Source organism: Corallococcus sp. NCSPR001, from assembly GCF_017309135.1.
Classification (GTDB): Bacteria; Myxococcota; Myxococcia; order Myxococcales; family Myxococcaceae; genus Corallococcus.
In genome coordinates this window covers 3,681,962-3,703,158 of sequence record NZ_JAFIMS010000002.1, presented here as the reverse complement: position 1 = coordinate 3,703,158, position 21,197 = coordinate 3,681,962, and the positions used below count along the sequence as shown (strand labels likewise).

Here is a 21,197-nt window from a genome sequence, read left to right as displayed (position 1 = left end):
TCGGGGTTCAGGCCGCCTTCTCGCCCGACTGCGCCTGGGCGGCCTGGACCTCGAGGGCGATTTCGATCTTCTCGCCGACGAGCACGCCACCCGCCTCCAGGGCCTGGTTCCACGTCAGGCCGAAGTCGCTGCGGTTGATGGACGTCTTGGCCTCGAACGCGGCCTTGGTGTTGCCCCACGGGTCCTTGGCGATGCCCAGCTGCTCGGCCTCCAGGACGACCTCGCGGCTGATGCCGCGGATGGTGAGCTGCCCCGTCACCTTCAGGTGCTTGCCGGAGGGCTCCACCTTCGTGCTCTGGAAGGTGAGCGCCGGGAACTTCTCCACGTCGAAGAAGTCCGGCGAGCGCAGGTGGTTGTCGCGCTGCTCGACGCCGGTGTGGATGCTCGCCGCCTCGATGGAGACGGACACCGCCGACGCCGCCGGGTTCGCGTCGTCCAGCGTGAGGGTGCCGCTGAACTTCGTGAAGTTGCCGCGCACCTTCGCCACGACCATGTGGCGGACGCTGAAGTGGATGCCCGTGTGCGTGGTGTCGATGTTCCAGGTGGTGGTGGCCATGGTCGTCTTCCTTGTCGTGAGCGCCGCGTGGGCGGCGGTGTGTTTCAACGAGGCGTAAGGTAGCGGCCCCCCACGTTCCGGATTAGACGGGACGGACAGGAAGCACTGTTCCACGGCTGGAACAGTCCTCTTCCCGCGCGAGGCAAGGGCCATGGACCTCAACGAACTCCTCGTCTTCGCCCGGGTGGTCCAGGCGGGCAGCTTCACGGCGGCGGCGAAGGCGCTGCGCATGCCCAAGTCCACCGTGAGCCGGAAGGTGTCGGAGCTGGAGGAGCGCGTCGGAGCGCAGCTGCTCCAGCGCACCACGCGCACGCTGCACCTGACGGAGGTGGGCCGCGCGTACTACGCGCACTGCGAGCGCATCGTCGCGGAGGCCGAGGCCGCGGAGCTGGCGGTGACGCGCATGCAGGCGGGGCCCCAGGGCCTGCTGCGCGTGACGACGCCCCTGTCCGTGCACTTCCTGGCGCCCCTGGTGGCGCGCTTCATGGAGCAGTACCCGGACGTGCAGGTGGAGCTCTTGTGCACGGACCGCGCGGTGGACCTGATGGAGGAGGGCTTCGACCTGGCGGTGCGCGCCGGGAAGCTGCCGGACTCCTCGCTGATGGCGCGGCGGCTGGGGGACATCGAGTGGCTCGTGGTGGCTTCGCCCGGGTATCTCCAGGCGCGGGGCGCGCCGAGGACGCCGGCGGACCTGGCGAAGCACGACTGCCTCTTCTTCGGCAAGGCGGTGCAGGGCAACGTCTGGACGCTGCACGCGGGCGGGCGCTCCGTCGACGTGAAGGTCTCCGGGCGGCTGGTGGTGAACGAGCCGGACATGCTGCGCGCGGTGACGACGCTGGGCGCCGGGGTGGCGCTCATCCCGGGCCAGCAGTGCATCGAGGACCTGGCGTCCGGGCGGCTCCAGCGCGTGCTGCCGGACTGGAGCTCCACGGGCGCGCCGGTGCATGCCGTCTACCCGCCCACGCGCCACCATGTACCCAAGGTGATGGCCTTCGTGGAGGTGCTGCGCGAGCACTGGCCCCAGAACCCGGAAGCACTCAAGCGGGCGAAGCGCTGAGACAGTGCCGGCGTTTCGTTCCGCGGATGGAACGATGTGTCCCGAGGTTCGTGTCTGGCCAGGGGGCGTTCACAAGCGCATGTTGTGTCTCGAAAGGAAGCACACACCATGATGAACGTTCGCCCTTCCGAAGCACGCGGTCACGCCAACCACGGCTGGCTGGATTCGCATCACACCTTCTCGTTCGCGAGCTACTTCGACCCGGAGAACATGGGCTTCCGCGCCCTGCGCGTCATCAACGAGGACCGCGTGCAGGCTGGCGAGGGCTTCGACACGCACCCGCACCGGGACATGGAGATCATCACCTACCCGCTGAGCGGCGCCATCGCGCACCGTGACAGCACGGGAGGCCAGGGGCTCCTGCGCGCCGGTGAGGTCCAGCGCATGACGGCCGGCACGGGCGTGATGCACAGTGAGATGAACGGCTCCAACGAGGACGTCCACTTCCTGCAGATCTGGATCATCCCGGAGAAGAAGGGCCTGAAGCCCGAGTATGAGCAGAAGTTCTTCCCGGAGAAGGACCGGCAGGGACGCTGGCGCGTGGTGGCCAGCCCCGACGCCCGGGACGGCAGCCTCACGGTGCACCAGGACGTGGTGCTCAACAGCACGCTGCTGAGCCCGGGGGAGAAGGCGGAGTACACGCTGGCCAAGGGGCGCCACGCCTGGGTGCAGATCGCCCGCGGCACGGGCACGCTCAACGGCGTGGCCCTGAAGGCCGGTGACGGAGTCGCCGTGTCCGACGAGTCGAGCCTCGTGCTCACCGCCTCCGAGCCGCTGGAGGCCCTGCTGTTCGACCTGGCCTGATGCAACGGCCACGAGAAAGGCCCCCGGATCCCTGAGCGGATCCGGGGGCCTTGTCGTTTCTACGGCGTGAACGAAGTGGTGTTGGGCACAGGTGGGATGGTGACGGCCTGGCCGTACACCAGCGTGTTGCCCGTCACGGTGCCGGTGGCGTTGAGCTTCGTCGCGTCCAGCAGGGTCCCCCGGATGTTCTGCGCGTTGAACGTGCACGGGGATGAAGACGAGCAGTCATAGGCCACGAGCTTCGCGCCGTTGCTGGAGTACACGGCGATGTCCTTGGCCGTCGTGGTGCCGGAGTGCATGAAGAAGTGGCCGTCGCGAGGCTGGTAGCTGCTCACGTTTTCGACGCGAGGGCCCGAGGTGACGGACTGCCACAGGCGGAAGTTGCGCTTGCACTCGGCGGCGACGGTGTTTCGGATGAGCATGTTGCGCACCTTGGTGTCGACGCAGCCGTCCTCGCTGCCGCGGAAGTAGCTGTCCTCCAGGACGACGTCGCTGGCGGAGCTCTCCCCGTCGATGCCGTCCCCTTGCGTGTAGCCGGTCTGCATGCCGGTGACGTTCATCACGGTGGCCCGGCGCAGGGTGACGTTGTTGGTGGTGTCGTAGAGGGCGATGCCCGCGGGGTAATCACTCCCCTGCCCGCCAATCTGGTCCGGCTCCATGTCGATGTAGACATCCTCCACGAGCGACTGGTTCGTCCCGGACGCGAGGAAGATGCCACCGCGAGTGAACTGGAGGATCATCGCGTCGCGGATGGTGAGGTCGGTGAAGGCGGTGGGACTGGAGCGCTCCACGTCCACGCAGGTGGCCACGTTCTCCGCGCGGAACTGGCTGAGCGTGACGTGAGCCACGGACGTCGCGGCCTTGAAGCTGAAGCAAGTGCCCACGTGGCTGAACTCCAGGTTGTGGAACACGAGGTTGCTGGCCTTGACGGTGAAGGCCACGGGCCCCGTCTTCGCGCGAGTGGAGGCCTGGAAGGTGGACTGGAACACGGGCCGCCCCGCCACGCCCTTGATGGTGACGGGAGCGCCCAGCGCGCCGCCCTGGGACACGGTGGTGCCGGTGCCATAGGTGCCCCCGTGGATGCACACCGTGCCCCCGGGCCCCACCGCCTGGATGAATGAATTGAGATGGGCGAGCGTGCCCGCCGTCTGAGCCGTGAGGCCGTCCTTGGAGCCCGCGCCCGTCACGGTGATGTGGCGGACGGAGGAGCCGGAGCATTCGTCCGCAATGGGCGTGGCGGACAGGCCATTCGAGTACCCGGAGGTCGTGTCGCCCGTGGAGCCCTTGATGCGCACGACAAACTCGTACTTCGTGCCGTTGGTGAGGCCGGTGACGGCATAGGTCGTGGAGGCCCCCGCGCTCCGGTAGCTCCAGGAGCCGGAGCCCACGCGGTAGCGGACCTGGTAGCCCTGGGTGACCATAGGGCCCGCGGTCCACTTCAGCGTCACCTGCCCGTTGCCAGGGACGGCTTCGAGCAACGTCGGGGCGGCCAGGGCCGCCTGGGAGACCTCACCGGTCTCCTCCAGGTCCAGCGGCAGGTCCTCCCGCGGCCCACAGGCGAGGGCCAACAGGAAGGAACCGGTGAAACACAGCACACGGTACCGGGCGAGGGTGATTTTCTTCATTTCCCCGTTTTATCAAGGGTCCCACTGGATGCGGTAGGAGCAGGCGTGGCCGTCGAAGTCGAACGGTTCCACCCGGAGGTTCTTCGCACCGGCCTTGGCCAGGCCGGCCTCGATGATGCCGCGCAGGTAGCCGGGGTTCCCGTTGCACTCGGACACACGGAGGACGTGGTGCGCACGTCCCTGGGTTTCGAGCTCGGTCCGCAGGTAGTTGTTCACGGTGGCGAAGCTCTCCTGGATGCGGACGACGACGCGCTCCGGTCCGAAGATGGGCCACATGGCGACGAGCGCCTTGCCGAGCAGCGTCTGCTCCACGCCCTGGATGAGCCCCGCGCCCAGGCGCCGGTAGCCCTCGTCCAGGTCGACGTCCGGGTAGAGCGCTCGCGCCGTGATGCGAAGCGCCTCCGCGAAGACGAGCCGGGGCGTGTTGCGAGGGATGGGAGCGTCCAGGTCCAGCCCGGCCTGCTTCAGCTGCTCCTTCAACCGCGGAGTGAGCCGCCGCCCAATGGAGCGAAAGAGCCCCTCAATCGTGTGACGATAGACAACCTGCTCAGCCATGAATCCGTCCGGGGGTCGGATGTAATTGCGCGCAGCCCTAACGGCAGCTCACCGCAATGTCATCACGAACGCACGAGCCGCCGCCAGACGCCACGTAACCTCAACCAAACCCATCTGTCTTTCCCAGACACCGCGACTGGATCGCTGTTCTGGGATTGCCCGGCTCCAGCCTCAGCCACCCCACCGGATGCGGTAGGAGCAGGCGTGGCCATCGAAGTCGAAGGGCTCGACGCGAAGGTTCTTGGCGCCGGCCTTGGCCAGCCCCGCTTCGATGAGACCGCGAAGGTAGCCCGGGTTCCCGTTGCACTCGTTGACGCGGATGATGTGGTGCCCGGGGCCCTGGGTGAGCAGCTCCGACCGCATGTAGTTGTTGACGGTGGAGAAGCTCTCCTGGATGCGGACGACGACGCGCTCGGGCCCGAAGATGGGCCACATGGACACGAGCGACTTGCCGAGCACGGTCTGCTCCATCCCCTGGATGATGCCAACGCCCAGGCGCCGGTAGCCCTCGCCCACATCGAGCTGCGGATACAGGTGCTCGACGGTGACGCGAAGGGCCTCCGCGAAGATGGACCGGGAGGTGTGGTGCGGAGCCTGAGCATCCAGGTCCAGGCCCACGTCCTTCAGCTTGGTCCGGAGCTCTGGAGTGAGCCGGTCACCAATGGAGCGGAACACGCCTTCCACGGTGTGGCGATAGACGATCTCTTCTTCCACGAAACACCCCGGCCCAAACCCGGCGGTCCCATTCCGCCGTGTCGCAAAGAAGCCTACCCCATCCCCCTGACGAATCCGAAGCCCCCTGCCTGGACGAGACGTTCTACCGATGTTTCACGACCGGTTCTGATGCTTAATCATGGATTACTCGAACCCGATGACTCGGCGGGTCTGAGTGGCCCCGGTGAGCCCCGGCGCGGATACGAGGAACTCGGCGGAGGATCTTGGGTCCGAGACGCGCACCTTGAGCCTCCTTGACTTCCAAAGTGTAGGACTCAGCCGAGGCGACAATTTCCAGACATGGGGCGTCTACCCTTGGGGTTGGATCGGCTTCAACAGGCCCGCCCGGTTCAGCTCGTCATGCACCTGCTCGGCGAGCACGATGTGCTCCGGGTTGCTTACCGTGAATCGCTCGGGACACATGACGATGAGCGTCCCCTTGTCCTCGACCCGTTCGATATGCACCGGAGAGGGCAGCAGGGGTACTGTACCCACACGGCGCGACAGGTACGTGACCCAGCCTACGAACGTGCCTGGCACCGCGAACTCCGACACCCTGTCTCGATGAGCCGTTGACGTGGCAATCCCCCATTCAGGGTCCCAAGCCAAAGCCGCTGCGCGAAGCGTCTGTGAAAGGACAGAAGCGGTCAGGACACGCGCTCTCACTTCACCTCCTGTCGGAAGCTCCATCACGCAGAGGTCCCCCAGGAGCTGCGAGGTGGAGCCGCATGCGAGCCTGACGCCAGTGCTTGCGCCATCGGGCTCACCGTTCCATGCAGAGAAAGACACCCCGACCTGATCACGCCGGTACTTCGTGCTGAAGAGCTTGAGAAGCGACTCTTCATTCGGCACAAGTGGGTGTTTGAGCGCATCAGCACGAGACCCGGCTTTCTCGAACCATCGGTTGAACGTAGGTTCGGCGGGCGCCAGGAGACGGAAGAAGGCCTCGGCACGTCGAGCGTATGACTCGACTGGCTCAACCCGTCCCGGCCAGTACGCTCCCAGGTAATATTTCTCGTTCATCGGGACTATTGCCTACGGAGACGGCGGGGTGAATACGACCTTGACTGAACCAAGCCCTTCACTCCCGAGCAGGTCTCTCACGGCGTCAACACCTTGCCCAATGCCCGCGAACCCCAGAGCCTCATCCCCGCCGCGCACGAAACATCCTACCACCACAAACTAAGTCACCACATCAGCAAGAAGCATCCAGAGTTCAGGCCTCTCTCGAAGCACGATATTCCGAAGCCGTCTGAACCCTACCGAATCGCCCAGCGCTCGCGAGTGAAGCAGTCGCTTGCGCGCCTCCAAAACGGCCTTCTCACGAAACACATGCAGATGTTCCGACATGGCAGGGAGTTCGACAGCCGCAATAATGGCGGCCCCTTCACCATCAGTCATGGGCAACTGCGCGAGCCGCTCCAACAACATTTCCCAGAGAGATGGGTCTACATAGTCGCCTCGGGAGGACAACCACTTGCGCGTAAATTCCGCAGCGTTCTCCAGCGTCGGCCCGAGTCGGTTCAGAGGCAGATGAAGCCACGCCTTCTTCAACAATTCACGAAGATAGGCTGATACCCACTCTGGCGCCAACGATTCAATAGTCCGTAACCACCAGTGCTCAGCGGAAGCCGCGAATCTTGCCTCGTCGACACAATAACCCGAGAAGGAGTAGAACCAGAACGTAACATCGCGCGCGGCATGCTCCTGGAGTGCCTTCATGACTGCCACTGGTTCTCGACGCGCCCATTCCTCAACCAATAGACTCTTGAATCCCTGGCGCAGAGAAGGCGTCCATTGGTCCTCTTGCTCGCGGGCCCCCATTAGCTCCAAACCGAAAATTCTGCCCAGCACCACGGTAGATAACTGCTTGAGCATCCGAGTCACTGGATCCAGCGCCCTGTTATCGACAAGATGCACCGCCCCAAGAACCCACCGCGAAAGCTCATCATTATCAGCAGTATCCTTGGGACAGAACGACCTAAACGACACTTGGTCAAGCAGTTCAACCATCCGTCCATCTGGAACCAGGAATGAGGAGAGTTCCAGCAACGTTCTTAGAGTCCTCACGTCTTCAACAGAAGGCAGGCGCCTCTCGATCTCCCGCCCAAGAAGATCGCGATTGGACATCCGCACGAGATACTCCGTTGGCATTCGCTCAATAAGCATAGGAAGGAGTTCATCATGGAGCGCCTGAATCGCTGGATTTCCACTCATAAGGGCATCCAGCCTCAAAACGACAACCGCCGCCATAACACCATCAACCACGAAAAACTGCCTGCGGAACTTTTCAATTCCACACAGCTCTTCACATAATTCCAGAAAACTGGGATGCGGCACATTTCCGAGCTGCTCAAGATACTCCAGCGCGAACTCAGGACTGGATTGGGCTAATACAGCCATTTTAAGAGCTGGCACTCCTACATTGCGCAACGCCTGCTTCCAGTCAAAATCTGCAGGCTCAGGTTCCGGAATATCTTTTCCCCGTGAAAAAAGTGAACTCCCCCGCATCGAGCCGGTTTCCTGGACGGTTACTGTAGGAGTCCCCCATTGCGATGGAGGCGAAGCTTGTCGTTTTTGGCCTCGCACAGAGAAAAGATTGAACACATCCTCATGGTTGCTTGGCTGAGCATCCAAGTAAGCTGCCATGATCCCAGCGAGTTCGCGGTCATGTTCACGCAGCGACTCTAGCAATGAATCTAGTAGTTCTTGAAGCTCTGGCGCTCGAGCACGCATGGCTAGTTCAAGCGCAGCAAACCAAGATTTAATTGCATCAACTGAGACGTGCTCCTGACGCCATACTCCAACAGGCCTCCGAAAACGCTCGGCCATTGCCTCAAGCACTCTTCTCAAACGAACGGATTTCCCTTTTGCAAATGCCCCAGCAAATGACTCTGCCGTACGATTCCCTGCAAGCACGAGCGAAGTCGCCAGCACCTCCAAGGCATAATCAAAGAAGACAAGGCGTCCCACATCTGTCAGGACACTCTCCAGAAGCACCGGCGGAAATCGCTCCAGGAGTCCTCTGAGGACAACCGTTCTGTTGTTCGCTAAGCTCCCTGCCAAGTCAACAAGCCTTAGCGCCAGCGTCGTCTGCTGTTCAAGGCTTACGCCCCCAGATGCCAACTCTTGCTTCGAGAGAGCATCCGCAGCACCGAACAACGCCGGCCCCGATCGCTCAATCAATGGCGTCCCCGCAAGAGTCACAAGGAAGCGCACTCGCTCCTGGAGATCCACATACGTCGAAGCCCAGGCACTAATCATCTCGGCATCAATCCCCCGAAGCCAAGGATTGACTTGCTGCTCGACCCACTTAAAGCATTCGTGGGTTCCTTTGCCACGTTTGCCCAGCCTAGCGCGAATCGTCGCAATGAAGTGGCGCAATTCTTCCGAAGCACCCTGTCGGTGCGGATTGAAGGCCTGCTCGATCACCTCGCGTATTGTCTGTTTCCAGACCTCCTCACCAGCATCGGCTAGTTCACTCAGCCCAATGCCCATGGTCATCAACCTCTCATTCCCTCGAAGCACGAACGCACACCACGACCAAGCAGCGCCCGATTCATCCGGAACATCTGCCAAAAAAGCTCAGCCATAGATTGATGCCAAAATTTAATAAGATGACCATCTGCGGTGAACTCCAGCAAGCCTTGACCTGCGAATCGAAGCGCAATGTCCCGTATTTCATCCTCGCTCCTGCCCAGCATCCGAGCCATTGCCTCAAGATCAACGGGCACTCCAAAACGCCCCAAGGCCGAGACAACATACAGCAGGTCATAACTGCCACTTCCGCCTCGCACTACTGACTTAATACGACTCAGGAGATAACTATTGAAAGCCACAATAGAAAGCGAATATCCGTTCCAATCATAGGACTCTAGCGCAGTTCTCAGCACGACCAGATCATCCATGAAGTCGACCCAGTCGACCGACCTGTAGACGCGCCGCTGTTCCTCCAACTCAAGGCCGCGCACGTCCTTCAGGTACCAACTCAACAGCCGTTCCCCTCTCAGCCGTGGTTTATTCCCTAGAGGGAAGGTGACTGCCGCAAGTCGAACCTGCTGCGATTCCGCCATTTCCCGCACCAGAAACTCCCGGTCCCGCGCGGTCGCAAGCAAATTGAGTCCCGCGAATCCCGGAGCCAGGGCGAGAATCGTCTGGAACGCCGTAGGATTCAGGTGAACGTTCTCAAGAATCAATAAGGGGTACAGGCCCAGCACCTTCGCCGAGGCCGTAACATCGGACAGGTAGCGCGAGGCATCTGTGGGAAGTTCCCGGCCGTCGTTTTCGAAGTCCCAAATCATGGGATAGCCGCGTGCTCTAGATGCCCGGAAACCCAACTGGCTGATGAAGAATGTTTTGCCAGAAGCGCGAGGTCCAAGAACGAGCAGAATCCCTTCGCGTTCAAGTAGAGCTTGGGCTTGGTCTAGCTCTGCCTGGTCCACGAACAATCGTCCAAGGCGCAGATGCTCCAGAGAGATCTGGAGATGTTGATCGCGGCGCGGGTCATTCAGTTTTTCGAGAAGACTAATAACATTCCTACGCCGAACCACATCCGCTTCGCGGAGGCCCAATAACTCCAAAATCTTACTGCGCACTTCTTCTATCGTCAGCAAAGTCCCATGCTTGTTAAATGAGCAATTCTTGACCCAATTGTAAACCCTGAAATAGGCATCCATCGAATCATGAACGCCTAGCTCATACAGGCGGCTCAAAGAAGCCTCGGCGACACCAGACATCGGGAGGTTGTCGGTTCCGAGTTCTGTGGGGGGCAGGAACTTTCGCCAGACCACCAACTCTGTCAGCAGCTTGTAGCTAGCTACAGGGGCGACCTGCGCATCAACAGTCTTCGGGTTCTTGCCCGCGAAATGCCTCCAGGCGACCTCGTCGCGATAGCGTCCAAGTTCCTCAGCTGAGTCGAGGAGTTCTTGAAGATGCTTATCTAAACCCGCATTCGTCAGGAAGACGAAGCGTCGGGTTTCTGTTTCGGCTTTATGTGCCGCCCGGTTGAGGAACTCGATGAGGTCGTCATCCTTCTTCTTCCAACGAGTCCGGTCATTTTCTCGAACCTTCACTTGTAGATGAATGCGGCGTCCACTCAGACCGTGAAAAGTCAAATCCTCTAGGGCGTCCCTGTCGGGATCTCCCTCAAGGTGCACGCTTACGAGCGAACCCAGCCAACCGAAATCCTGCTCAAGAGGAAGGCTAGGGCGGCGAGGGGTCAATACGTACGTCAGGAGCAAAAAGGTCGACACATCCCACTGGTAGTCGTAGCCAGCGCCCACACGGTTGTCACGGGTCGAAGCCATTGTTCCAAGCTCCTCTGCACTGGGGATGAGACCTTCTCTAAAATGATAAAGAGCCCCGAGTCTTTCGACTGCAAGTCCCTTGTTCGGGCGGATTAGGGTTGGATTTGAACCCGAGCAGGACGGTTCTTGACCTTGTGCGAAGAGGTCCAAGCGTGCCTCCACGCGCCCCGTCGGGAGCATTTCCGGCGAGGAATAGAACGCGTCTCTGTGGCCAACGGACTGTGGACGAAACGCGGCCAAGTCGGCCGGACAGGGCGAGCCCGAAGTCGGAGACCTGCACCTTGCCGTTCCAGTTCACAAAGAGGTGCTCCATGTCGAGCGCCCGGTGAACGATGTGGAGAGGGCCCCCCTCTTCGTCGTTCGCTTCATGGGCGTGCTCCAAGGCCTCGGCGACGCGAGTCCCGACATGGAGGGTAAAGAGAGGCGAGAAGCGGCGGACGCACTCTCCGGCGCTCGACAGCAGGTTGCAGATGCCGTGCCCTGACGGATGGTCGGTAATGACGTACGAGCCCCTATCCGCCGTGCGCAGCCCGTGAACGCGAAGAATGGCCGGGTATTCGAGGTATGTCGCGAGGCGCCCCTGCTCTTCCAGCATAGTCCGCGCACGCTTCAAGCGAGGCAGATCCATCAGCTTCGGAACGCCAACCACCTTGACCAGTACCATGCCCCGGGTGCTGCCCTCGGAAGTGCGCTGCCGGGCCAGCAGGAGGCTCAATCCGGGCTGGACCTCTCCAAGGTCTTCGCGGAACTCGTACTGAAAGCCGTCCCTCGTGAAGAGAATGGCCCCGCGTGGAAGCCTGAACTCACTCACCGGACATGCTCTGTCTTCCCCTTCGCGCAGGCATCCGAAGGCCTACGCATCACGGGCGACCTTCCCTGTGGGACGGGCAGCAGAGAAACGCCCCCGGGGAGGTTCTGTCCAGTCTGGCGAAGAAAGACGGAAATCGAGCACCTACTCAGCACGTCACCCCAGCCCCACTCAGGGCCAGCGGTACACGACAAATCCGCCAGCCCGGTTGTACGCCTTCACCTTGCCGTCCTTGAACGCCGCAGCCTTCGCCTCTACCACGAAGCAAATGGGGTACTCGCCCTGGCCGGGAAGCTTCACGCGGTCATACCGGACGACGAGTGCCGGCCCATCCGAACGCCCCATCTTGCTTGAGAGGTAATAGGCCTTGCCGTAGAAGCGCGTTCCAACTGGGGCGACCGCCTCTTGCCGGTCATCGTTGATACCTTTCGGAACCACCCCCACCACCTCCGCGCCAGCGGAGAACCACACCACTTCCGCCGGTTGGCGGTCGTCCATCTGGACGGTGAAGTTGTCGTACTGTTTCCAGTGGAGCTGCTCCGTCATGGCTTCAAATGCCCTATCCGGGCAGGTGAAGGTCTCGGGCCGGATCTGGGCCCCCGGGCATCCTGCCGCAAGCGCGGCGACGAGCGACAACGATGCACACTCCGCGGCGGCAACGGCCTTCTTCGGCATGCGAGATGTGCGTCCAGGTGTCGGCGTTTCAGGGTGCGGCGTCTTCACGGTGGAACCTTCCTTCGGAGCGTCAGCGATGGCTGGCCCCGGGGCTGTCACGGGCGATGGGCCAGAGGTGGACATAGCAGGAGGTACTGTCTTGGGCGGTGTGGAACGAAGCGTGGCGAGAGGACGTGAATCCGTGGTGCCACGTGACTCGACAGGGGTCCCGGGCAAATCCCCAGACAAACGCCAGAGGAGCGAGATAGCGACCAGCGCGACGATGCCGGTGAGGGCCGCCACCCAGCGGCCCAGGCCCCGCGGGCGTTCGACGCGGGCGACATGCCGCTTGAGTGTCTGGGGAGTGGAGGGCATTGCCAATGCAGCAGGCGTCGGCACGCCGTGACGCTGTTCGGATGGCGGATGCCCCGGCACGTCGTATTCAGAGGAAGGATCAGCCCGGAGTTCCGCAAGCTCGCGGCGCAGCGCTTCGGTGTCGACCGGGCGTCGCTTGGGGTCCAGGTTCAGCATGCTCTCAATGAGATCGCTCACGGCCTCTGGAATCCGCGCATTCGCCAGACGGGGTGAATGCGGGGGCATGGCCGCGATGCCGAAATCGAAGCGCGGACGAAACTCCGTCGGTCGCGGGTCCGTCAGCAGTTCATGAAGCATGACTCCGATCGCGAAGACTTCATCGGCGACCTGGAAGGCATAGTGAGCCCGATGCTCGTTCTTGTGCTCCCGAAGAAACCTGAACTGTTCGGGTGCGCGGTAGCGATCAGTTCCCGGCGGCAAACCTCCGTCCGTCAGATCTTCAGCGTGCGCGTAGGTCGCACAACTGAAGTCGATGATGACGGGCTCGCCGTCACTCTTGCGGATGAGCACGTTGGACAGCTTCAGGTCTCGATGCAGGATGCCCCGGCCATGCATGTACGCCAGCGCACCTGCGAGCTTCTCGAAGACTCCGAGGACTTCACGAACGGTTGGGTGCTTGCGCTCCGACCACTCCGCGAGCGTCCAGCCGTCCACATAGTCGAGCGCGAGGTAGAGGTTGCCACTCTCGGCGAGGCCATACCCTTGCGGTCGGACGATGTTGGAATGATCCAGCATGAGCAGTGCCGTCAACTCCCGCAGCGTCCGGGCATGGGTCTGCTTGAGGTCACCGCTGGCCTCCCGGTGCTGGGCCACTTTGATGGCACGGTGGCGACCGTTCTTTTCCCCCAGATAGACGCGGGCGAAGCCCCCTGCTCCAAGGGGTTTGGCCACCTGCCACCCATCAATCAACGAGCCTGGAGGAAGGTTGAGCAGCGTCGCACTCATTGGGCATCTCCTGCGACGGGCTGAGGGAAGCGCACACCGGGAATCGTGAGACGGCGTCCACCATCCCCGAGCACCTCCAGAGTGAAGACGAGGTCCGATTGCGCCTCCGGCACCTCCACGATCGCGAGCACGCGTCCATTTTCCCCCGGAGGAATAGGCTCAGGCTTCTTCATCACGAGCCGCGCCCGCAGGGGTGGTACGCCCACCCGCCCCACGTACGTCGCCGTTTGGGGTGTCCAGGCGGGGTGACCAGGTCGGTTCTCGATCTTCATATCCGCCAGAATCCAACCCGTGCCCCGAAAGGCGACGAGCGATTCCAATGCAAGCCCCTGCACAGTGATGGGCTCGCCTTGCTTGCTTGATGTTGTGACACCTGCCTTGTCCACGAAGCCAAGCAACACGAAGTCTTCCGGCTTTGGAATCGAAGCCTGGGTTGGCTGGCAGACCGCGTTGGGCGACTCCGGGCGCTGCACGTCGATTCGGGAGTCCACCTCGGCCACGTCGGTCACGAGGACAAAGGCGGCTCGCGCGGGCGCGCGACCGTCAGTGAAGAAAACCCCGATTTCCTGACGCTCGCCCTCTCCAAGATTGACCACGGGCTGAACGATGACGGAGCGCTCGCCGGCATCCAGGACGCGGATCCGCGACTCGTCGAAGGTCAGCGTCTTCTTCTGGATCGGCGAGGGAAAGAACAGCAGCGTCAGGGTGTCCTGCGCAATCCGGACGACGGGCAGTGGATCCGCAGACGTACCTGCGATGCTCACGGAGCGTTCACGCCCAACGCGCGCCCTCGTGGCCAATTGGGCCTGCGCGGCAGTGCCCCAAGCCAGTGTGAGCGCCAGGGAGAGAGCCAATCTGAAGGGTTGGAGCAAGGATGCATGACCTCCTGAATGGGGAGGCTAGCATCGAGACCAGACGCGCAGTGCGCTCCAGTTTCCCAGGAGTACTCACCTTGTGGATCCGCACAGGTTCGTCCGGGGAGCGAAGCCAGGCCCGTGGACACCTCGCAGCGCACGTGCAAGTCCACAGCCCTGAAACGACAAAAGCCCCCGAGTCTTTCGACTCGGAGGCTTCTATCGGAGTGCCCAGGGCGGGATTCGAACCCGCACACCTTTCGGCGCCACCCCCTCAAGATGGTGTGTCTACCAGTTCCACCACCTGGGCGTTTCGGCGGGGTCCATCTACCGGACCCCGTGGATTCACGCAACAACCATTTCAACGGTCGCGTGAATCCGATGCTTCCTGACAGCTACTGCGCAGGCGTCGTCGGCGCGGGAGCCTGCTGGCCCTCCGCCGGCGGCGTCGCGGAACGCTCCTGCTCCACCGCTCCCGGTGCAGCAGGGGCCGGCGTCGTGGCTCCCGGGGTCGCCGGGGCCGTCTTCGCCGGAGGCGCCGCCACCGAACCCGCGGCCACCGAACCGCGCAGGCCCACGAAGGACAGGCCCAGCGAGGTCAGGAAGAACAAGCCGGCGCAGACGCCCGTCAGCTTGCTCAAGAAGGTCACCGCGCCGCGGCCACCGAAGGCGCTCGTCGCGGCGCCGCCACCGAGGGCGGAACCCATGCCGGCGTCCTTCCCCGGCTGCAGCAAGATGACGAAGATCATGAACACGCAGAGCAGGACGTGCACGATCGTGAAGAAAGTCAGCATGGGTGTTCCCAACGCTCCGTGAAAAGAGGGCGCAACCTACACAAAGTGGTCAACGGGTGACAACTTCTAACGGGGGATGACGGCTTCAGCCCGCCGCCTTCACGATGGCCACGAAGTCCGCCGCCTTGAGGCTCGCTCCCCCCACGAGCGCCCCGTCCACGTCCGGCTGACCCAGCAATTCCGCCGCGTTGTCCGGCTTCACGCTGCCGCCGTACTGGATGCGCACCCGCTCGGCCGTCCCCTCGTCGTACATCCGGGTCAGCAGGCCCCGGATGGCCGCGTGGACCTCCTGCGCCTGCGCCGTGGTCGCCGTCCGGCCCGTCCCAATCGCCCAGACCGGCTCGTACGCCAGGACAAAGGTCGCCACGTCCGCCCCGGAGAAGCCCTCCAGCGCGCCGCGCACCTGGCGCTCCACCACCGTCAGCGTCTGGTTCGACTCGCGCTCGGCCAGCGTCTCGCCCACGCAGACGATGGGCGTCATCCCGGCGGCCTTCACCGCCTTCGCGCGCTTGTTCACCGTGGCGTCCGTCTCACCGAAGAACTGCCGGCGCTCCGAGTGCCCCACGATGACGTAGGCACACCCCAGCTCCGCCAGCATCGGCGCGCTGACTTCGCCCGTGAAGGCGCCCGAGGACTCCCAGTGGCAGTTCTGCGCCGCCAGCTGGAGGGGCGCCCCCTCCAGCGCGACGTGCAGCGGCTGCAACGCCACGAACGGGGGCGCGATGGCCACCTCTACCTTGTCGCCCAACGCCGCCACCGCGCCGCGAAGCTCCCGCACCAGCGCGAGCGCTTCCGGCACCGTCTTGTTCATCTTCCAGTTGCCAGCGACGATCTTCCGACGAGCCATCGAGGTGTCTCCCCCGGTGCGTACCGCGTGGGTGGTGCCCTACTTCGTCTCCAGCGCCTTGATGCCCGGCAGCGGCTGGCCTTCCAGGAACTCCAGCGACGCGCCGCCACCCGTGGACACGTGGCTCATCTTGTCCGCGTAGCCCATCTGCTCCACCGCCGCCGCGCTGTCACCGCCGCCAATCACCGTGACGGCGTCCTTGTTGATGGACATCGCCGCGGCCACCGAGCGCGTGCCCTCCGCGAACTTGTCGACCTCGAAGCGGCCCATGGGTCCGTTCCAGATGACCGTCTTCGCGTCGCGGATGCGCTGCGTGTACATCGCGCGCGTCTTGGGCCCGATGTCCAGGCCCATCATGTCCGCCGGCACCACCTGATCCGGCGTCTCCCGCACCGGGCCCTTGCCGTCCGGATCCGCGCAGACGATGTGGTCGATGGGCAGCACCAGCGGCGTCTTCAGGCGCTTGGCCGTGTCCAGCAGCTTCGCCGCCAGCGCCAGCTTGTCGCCCTCCTCCACCCGGCTCTTGCCCACTTCGATGCCCTGCGCCTTCAGGAAGGTGTACGCCATGGCGCCGCCCACGAGCAGCGCGTCCACCTTGGGCAGCAGGCTTTCAATGACCTTGATCTTGTCGCTCACCTTGGAGCCGCCCAGGATGGCCACGAAGGGCTTCTGCGGATTGCGCAGGACCTTGTCGCCCAGGTACTCGATCTCCTTGCGCATCAGGAAGCCGGCGGCCTTCTCCTTCACGAAGGGCACCATGCCGGCCGTGGACGCGTGCGCGCGGTGCGCCGTGCCGAACGCGTCGTTGACGTAGACGTCCGCCAGCGCCGCCAGCTCGCGCGCGAAGGCCTCGTCGTTCGCCTCCTCCTCCTTGTGGAAGCGCAGGTTCTCCAAGAGGAGTACCTGCCCCGCCTTCAGGTCGTTCACCTGCTTCTTCACGTTGTCACCCACGCAGTCGTCCGCGTGGATGACCTCGTGCTTGCCGCCCAGCAGCTCCGCCAGCTTCTCCGCGACGAGCACGGTGGACAGCTTGGGGTCCGCCCCCTTGGGCCGGCCGAGGTGGGACGCCAGGATGACCTTGCCGCCCATCTCCAGCGCGCGCCGGATGGTGGGCAGCGCCTCACGGATGCGGGTGTCGTCGGTGACGCGGCGCCCCTCCAGCGGGACGTTGAAGTCCACGCGGATGAAGACGCGCTTGCCGGTCAACTGCAGGTCATCGATGTAGCGGATCATCTTGGGTGTCCCTTGTGCCTGTCTTGGGTCAGCCTGGGGTGCCGGTGCGGGGAGGCTCTACGCCACGCCCTTGGACACGAGGAACTTCGCCGTGTCGACCATGCGGTTGGAGAAGCCCCACTCGTTGTCGTACCAGGCCATGACCTTGAGCATGTTGTCGCCCATCACGAAGCAGTTGGTCGCGTCGAAGATGGCCGAGTGCGGGTTGCCGTTGTAGTCCACCGACACGGTCTGCGCGTCGCTGAACTCGAGCACGCCCTTGAGCGCGCCGTTGGCGGCGTCCTTCATCGCCTTGATGACCTCTTCAGGCGTGACCTTCTTGGTGGTGTTCACCGTCAGGTCCACCAGGGACACGTTCGGGGTGGGGACGCGCACGGAGATGCCGTGCATCTTGCCCTTGAGCGACGGGATGACCTCACCGATGGCCTTCGCGGCGCCAGTGCTGGTGGGGATCATGGAGAGCGCGGCGGCGCGGGCGCGGCGCATGTCGTCGTGGGTGAGGTCCAGGATGCGCTGGTCGTTGGTGTAGCTGTGCACCGTGGTCATCAGGCCCTTCTCGACGCCGAAGTTGTCCACCAGCACCTTGGCGATGGGCGCCAGGCAGTTGGTGGTGCACGAGGCGTTGGAGATGATGTGGTGCTTGGCCGGGTCGTACTCGTGGTGGTTGATGCCGTACGCGAGGGTCATGTCCGGGCCCTTGGCCGGCGCGGAGATGATGACCTTCTTGGCGCCCGCGGCCAGGTGCTTGGCGGCGGCGTCGCGCGCGGTGAAGCGGCCGGTGCACTCCAGCACCACGTCCACGTTCATGCTCTTCCACGGCAGCACGGAGGGGTCCTTCTCCGCGGTGACGGCGATCTCCTTGCCGTTCACGACGATGCCCTTGTCCGTGTGCGAGACCTCGCCCGGCCACGTGCGGTGCACCGAGTCGTACTTGAACAGGTGGGCCAGCGCCGACGGCTTGTCGAGGTCGTTGATGGCGACGATCTCGAGGTCTTCCTTGCGGCTGAGCGCGGCGCGCAGGATGCAGCGACCGATACGACCGAAGCCGTTGATGGCGAGCTTGATGGCCATGGTGTTTCGTTCTCCTTGAAGGAGTGGGCCTTCGCGGCCCACCGTCATGAATCTCGTAAAGAAGGCGGGCGACCGTAGGCAGGCGCCCCCGCCGAGTCAACGCTTCGCGTGGGTCGCTTTCGCGCGTGCACGCCGGAGCTGAACAATCACCCCGACCAACAGCCAGAGCCCGGAGGCCGTTCCCGCGCCCGCCCCGCATCCACAGCCGCTGTCCCCCTTGGGGGAATAGTCACTCGGGAGCGCCGGGACGACCGTGGGGTCCGGCGGCGGAGGCGGCGGTGGCGGCTGCACGACCGGATGCGGATCCACCTCCCGCACCGCCACGCAGGACGACAGCGGCCGGGGGCTGACCGCGGGCGTCACCTCCGCGTCCGGCAGGGCCGGTGCCTGGGCGACGATTCCCGAACGCACCAGGAACGCGCCCACCAGCCGCGAACGCTCACGATTGGACGCAAGGCTCTCGAACGGGAAGCCCAGCACCAGCACCTGGCCCGCGGGCGCCGTGCCCGACAGGACGGCCGCACCCAGCCCCGTGTTGGGGTAGCGGAGCACGTCCTTGCCGCCTCCCGTGGGGAGCAGGATGTCCGTCACCCCGACCGGATAGGCGCCAAGCGTCCCGTCGTCCAGCGGCGTGACCGGCAGGTCCGCGAGGAGACCTCCCTCGAATCCCTCCACCCGGTTGAGCGCCGAGCCCACTCCGAAAGACGCCCGGAGGACGTCCGCGAGGAAGGCCTTGTCCTCCGCGCTGCCCTGCGAAAGCGTGAACACGGTCCGGCCGCCCGACAGCATCAGGTGCCCGCCCCCGGTGACGAACGCGCGCAGGGCGTCCTGCTCCGCCCGCGTCAGGCCCGCGCCCCCCACGCCTCCGCGCCCGGTGGACCAGTCCACCAGCCGGTAGCCCGCGGGCGACACCAGCCCCGCCGCCACCGCGTTGCCCGTCGTGCTGTCGAAGGCCACCGCTGACGGTGCGAACGCCGCGCCGTGCTGGCGCAGGTAGCTGCCGTCGTTCATCGCCTCCAGGTAGACGCGCAGCGGGGCCTCCAGGTCGTACGGCGTCTCCAGCTCCTCGCCGCACGCCACCGTCGCGTCCAGGCGCTCGTACGCGTTGACCAGCAGCACCGGCGCGGTGTCCCCCACCCTCACGCCCACCGTGGCGGACGGGAAGGACTCGCCGCCCGCGTTCACCGCCGCCACGCGGAAGTAGCGCAGCGTGCCCGGCGCCAGCGTGACGGTGGCCGACGTGTTCCGCACCTCCGTGCCTTCATCCCAGCCGAAGCCGTCCGCGCTCTGGTAGAGCCGGTAGGCCGTGGGGGCGTCCCGTCCCTCCTCCGACGCGACCTGTGGGGGCGCGCTCCACTTCACCTCCACCGCGCCGGGCGTCGCGTTGCGCGCCACCACCGCGCCGGGCGTCTCCGGCGGCAGGTGCACCGCCGCGCTGTCACGGGCCGCGAAGTATTTGATCAGCCCCTGCACGATGGCGCGCGCGGCCACGTGGCGGACGCGGGCCTCCTTGAGGTTCGCCGCGTCCGTCGTGTTGTCGTGGTACGCCATCTCCAGCAGCACGCTGGGCATCTCCGGGTTGTGCGTGGGGTTCACCTCGCCCAGGTTCGCCGAGCGCAGGTTGCGCACCCGCCAGTTCGGATCCACCTCGCGCTTCAGGTCCATCTCGAGCTGCGACAGGAGCGCGCGCGCCATCACGTCGCTGTCCTTCACGCCCGTGAAGTTGAGCGTGCCGTCCACCGGGTTCGGCCCGTAGACGTAGCCCTCCGTGCCGCGGATGGTGCCGGACGTGCCCGCGTTGGTGTGCCACGCGACGTAGACGGCGTCCTCGCCCTCCTCATGCAGCCACGCGGCGAAGCGCGGCCGGGACGTCACGTCCGCGTTGCGCTCGTTGGACAGCGCGTTGGCCCCCGACGGCGCGTACACGCTGAACGGAGCCCCGCTGTACTGCACGTGGTAGCGCCCGCTCTCCTCGAAGCGCGGGCGCAGGAGCGGCCCCTGCGCCGCGTCGCCCATCAGGCCCCGCCCACCGCCCAGCCGCACCGCGTCCACGGACAGCGTCGCGCCCGGGCCCTGCGCCGAGTCGTTCTCCAGCACCACCGCGCCAGACTCCGGCTGCGCTCCCGCATGGAAGTAGAAGCGCCCCAAGAGCACCCACGTCCCACCGTGGCGCTGCTGGTTCACCCGGAAGTGGCTCTCCCCGCCCGCGTGCTTCACCACGTAGTGCGCGTCCGTCGCGCGCGTGGGGTCGGAGCCATAGGAGACGTAGACGTTGTAGGCCGCGTCCGCCGGCACGTCCGGCGTCCACGTCGCCTTCGCGGTGGAGGTGGCCGCCGTGTCCAGCGTGCGCGTGGTGCCCAGCGTGAAGGGCTCCACCCCGTTGCCCATGGGCACGGGCGGAGGCGCCCAGCCCTTCTGGGTGGAGGCGTGGAAGCGCGCGGCGTCCCCGCTCTCCACATAGCCCGTGCCGCCGTTGTCCACGGTGGCGAGCAGCGGGTTCAGGTCCGTCTCACGCACGGACACCACCGTGGCGCCCGCCGCCATCAGCATGGGCTGGAGCTCCTGCGCCACCACCTCCGCGGAGATGAAGTCCTCCACCACGCCCCAGGTGTTGGGCCGCTGCGTCGCCCAGCGCTTCAGGCCGTTGTCGCGATAGAAGCCGTGGCCCGGGCTCAGGTAGATGACCTTGCCGGACAGGGCGCCCTCGCCCCGCCGCGTCTGAGGCACACCCGCGGCCTTCACGTTGGACTTCGAGGCCCGCGTCTCACGGCGCACCACGGCGGGCGCGTCCGGCGACAGGCGGCGCTGCTCGTGCGGCCGGGGCGCCGGAGCTGGCAGGTATTGAACACCCGGCGGCTCCAGCCCCAGGTCGTCGCCTTCGAAGGCTTCGGGAGTGCCCTGCGCGTGAGCGAGGACGGAGGTGCAAAGCAGGGTCAACGCCAGCGAGCGCGACCAGGACGGAAGGAACGTTCGCATCACGCGACCGACCTTACCCCTTC

At 64.7% G+C, this 21,197-nt stretch carries 17 protein-coding genes and 1 tRNA gene; 2 read left to right on the top strand and 16 right to left on the bottom strand.

The genetic code is table 11. The annotated features are described in order from the left end of the window. Positions 1-7: 7 nt before the first annotated feature. Complete coding sequence (locus JYJ93_RS17085) at positions 8-556, bottom strand: YceI family protein (RefSeq protein ID WP_206792594.1); 549 nt, start codon at positions 554-556, stop codon at positions 8-10. 151 nt (positions 557-707) lie between these two features. On the opposite strand from JYJ93_RS17085, the gene JYJ93_RS17080 reads away from it, so the two are divergent. Then, on the top strand, positions 708-1,613 hold the full coding sequence (locus JYJ93_RS17080) for a LysR family transcriptional regulator (protein WP_206792592.1): 906 nt from the start codon (positions 708-710) through the stop codon (positions 1,611-1,613). Positions 1,614-1,721: 108 nt separating this feature from the next. Beyond that, complete coding sequence (locus tag JYJ93_RS17075) at positions 1,722-2,417, top strand: pirin family protein (protein ID WP_206792590.1); 696 nt, start codon at positions 1,722-1,724, stop codon at positions 2,415-2,417. Between the two features lie 59 nt (positions 2,418-2,476). Here JYJ93_RS17075 and JYJ93_RS17070 read toward each other — a convergent pair whose 3' ends face one another. The 15 genes from JYJ93_RS17070 to JYJ93_RS17005 all read right to left on the bottom strand — a co-directional run bounded on the left by JYJ93_RS17070 (position 2,477) and on the right by JYJ93_RS17005 (position 21,174). Then, positions 2,477-4,042 (bottom strand): fibronectin type III domain-containing protein, encoded by a 1,566-nt coding sequence (locus JYJ93_RS17070; RefSeq protein ID WP_206792589.1) that lies wholly within the window; start codon positions 4,040-4,042, stop codon positions 2,477-2,479. A gap of 12 nt (positions 4,043-4,054) precedes the next feature. Further along, complete coding sequence (locus JYJ93_RS17065; RefSeq protein WP_206792587.1) at positions 4,055-4,597, bottom strand: DUF2378 family protein; 543 nt, start codon at positions 4,595-4,597, stop codon at positions 4,055-4,057. Positions 4,598-4,768: 171 nt separating this feature from the next. Then, on the bottom strand, positions 4,769-5,311 hold the full coding sequence (locus JYJ93_RS17060; protein WP_206792585.1) for a DUF2378 family protein: 543 nt from the start codon (positions 5,309-5,311) through the stop codon (positions 4,769-4,771). Positions 5,312-5,620: 309 nt separating this feature from the next. Further along, positions 5,621-6,334, bottom strand: a complete 714-nt coding sequence (locus JYJ93_RS17055; protein ID WP_206792583.1) for an immunity 52 family protein — start codon at positions 6,332-6,334, stop codon at positions 5,621-5,623. Positions 6,335-6,493: 159 nt separating this feature from the next. Further along, positions 6,494-8,815: a hypothetical protein gene (locus tag JYJ93_RS17050; protein ID WP_206792581.1), complete on the bottom strand. Its 2,322-nt coding sequence runs from the start codon at positions 8,813-8,815 to the stop codon at positions 6,494-6,496. Beyond that, positions 8,815-10,617, bottom strand: a complete 1,803-nt coding sequence (locus JYJ93_RS17045; protein WP_242543840.1) for a hypothetical protein — start codon at positions 10,615-10,617, stop codon at positions 8,815-8,817. Before JYJ93_RS17045 ends, JYJ93_RS17050 begins: the two co-directional genes overlap by 1 nt. A 37-nt stretch (positions 10,618-10,654) precedes the next feature. Next, positions 10,655-11,245: a protein kinase gene (locus tag JYJ93_RS40085; protein WP_242544474.1), complete on the bottom strand. Its 591-nt coding sequence runs from the start codon at positions 11,243-11,245 to the stop codon at positions 10,655-10,657. Between the two features lie 351 nt (positions 11,246-11,596). Continuing rightward, complete coding sequence (locus JYJ93_RS17040; protein WP_206792579.1) at positions 11,597-13,399, bottom strand: serine/threonine protein kinase; 1,803 nt, start codon at positions 13,397-13,399, stop codon at positions 11,597-11,599. Continuing rightward, positions 13,396-14,271 (bottom strand): DUF2381 family protein, encoded by an 876-nt coding sequence (locus JYJ93_RS17035; protein WP_206792577.1) that lies wholly within the window; start codon positions 14,269-14,271, stop codon positions 13,396-13,398. Before JYJ93_RS17035 ends, JYJ93_RS17040 begins: the two co-directional genes overlap by 4 nt. A 210-nt stretch (positions 14,272-14,481) precedes the next feature. Continuing rightward, positions 14,482-14,563: transfer RNA gene (locus JYJ93_RS17030), tRNA-Leu, on the bottom strand. Between the two features lie 85 nt (positions 14,564-14,648). Next, the gene (gene secG / locus JYJ93_RS17025) at positions 14,649-15,047 is read right to left on the bottom strand and encodes a preprotein translocase subunit SecG (protein WP_206792575.1); all 399 of its coding nucleotides are present in this window, start codon (positions 15,045-15,047) and stop codon (positions 14,649-14,651) included. Between the two features lie 85 nt (positions 15,048-15,132). Next, positions 15,133-15,894 carry a triose-phosphate isomerase gene (gene tpiA / locus JYJ93_RS17020; protein WP_206792573.1) on the bottom strand — a complete coding sequence of 254 codons (762 nt, stop codon included), beginning with the start codon at positions 15,892-15,894 and terminating at the stop codon, positions 15,133-15,135. A 39-nt stretch (positions 15,895-15,933) separates the two neighbouring features. Beyond that, a complete protein-coding gene (locus JYJ93_RS17015) occupies positions 15,934-17,127 on the bottom strand; it encodes a phosphoglycerate kinase (protein ID WP_206792571.1) in 1,194 nt (397 codons plus the stop codon). A 57-nt stretch (positions 17,128-17,184) separates the two neighbouring features. After that, a complete protein-coding gene (gene gap, locus JYJ93_RS17010; protein WP_206792570.1) occupies positions 17,185-18,198 on the bottom strand; it encodes a type I glyceraldehyde-3-phosphate dehydrogenase in 1,014 nt (337 codons plus the stop codon). Positions 18,199-18,294: 96 nt separating this feature from the next. After that, the gene (locus JYJ93_RS17005) at positions 18,295-21,174 is read right to left on the bottom strand and encodes an N-acetylmuramoyl-L-alanine amidase (protein WP_206792568.1); all 2,880 of its coding nucleotides are present in this window, start codon (positions 21,172-21,174) and stop codon (positions 18,295-18,297) included. Positions 21,175-21,197: the final 23 nt, after the last annotated feature.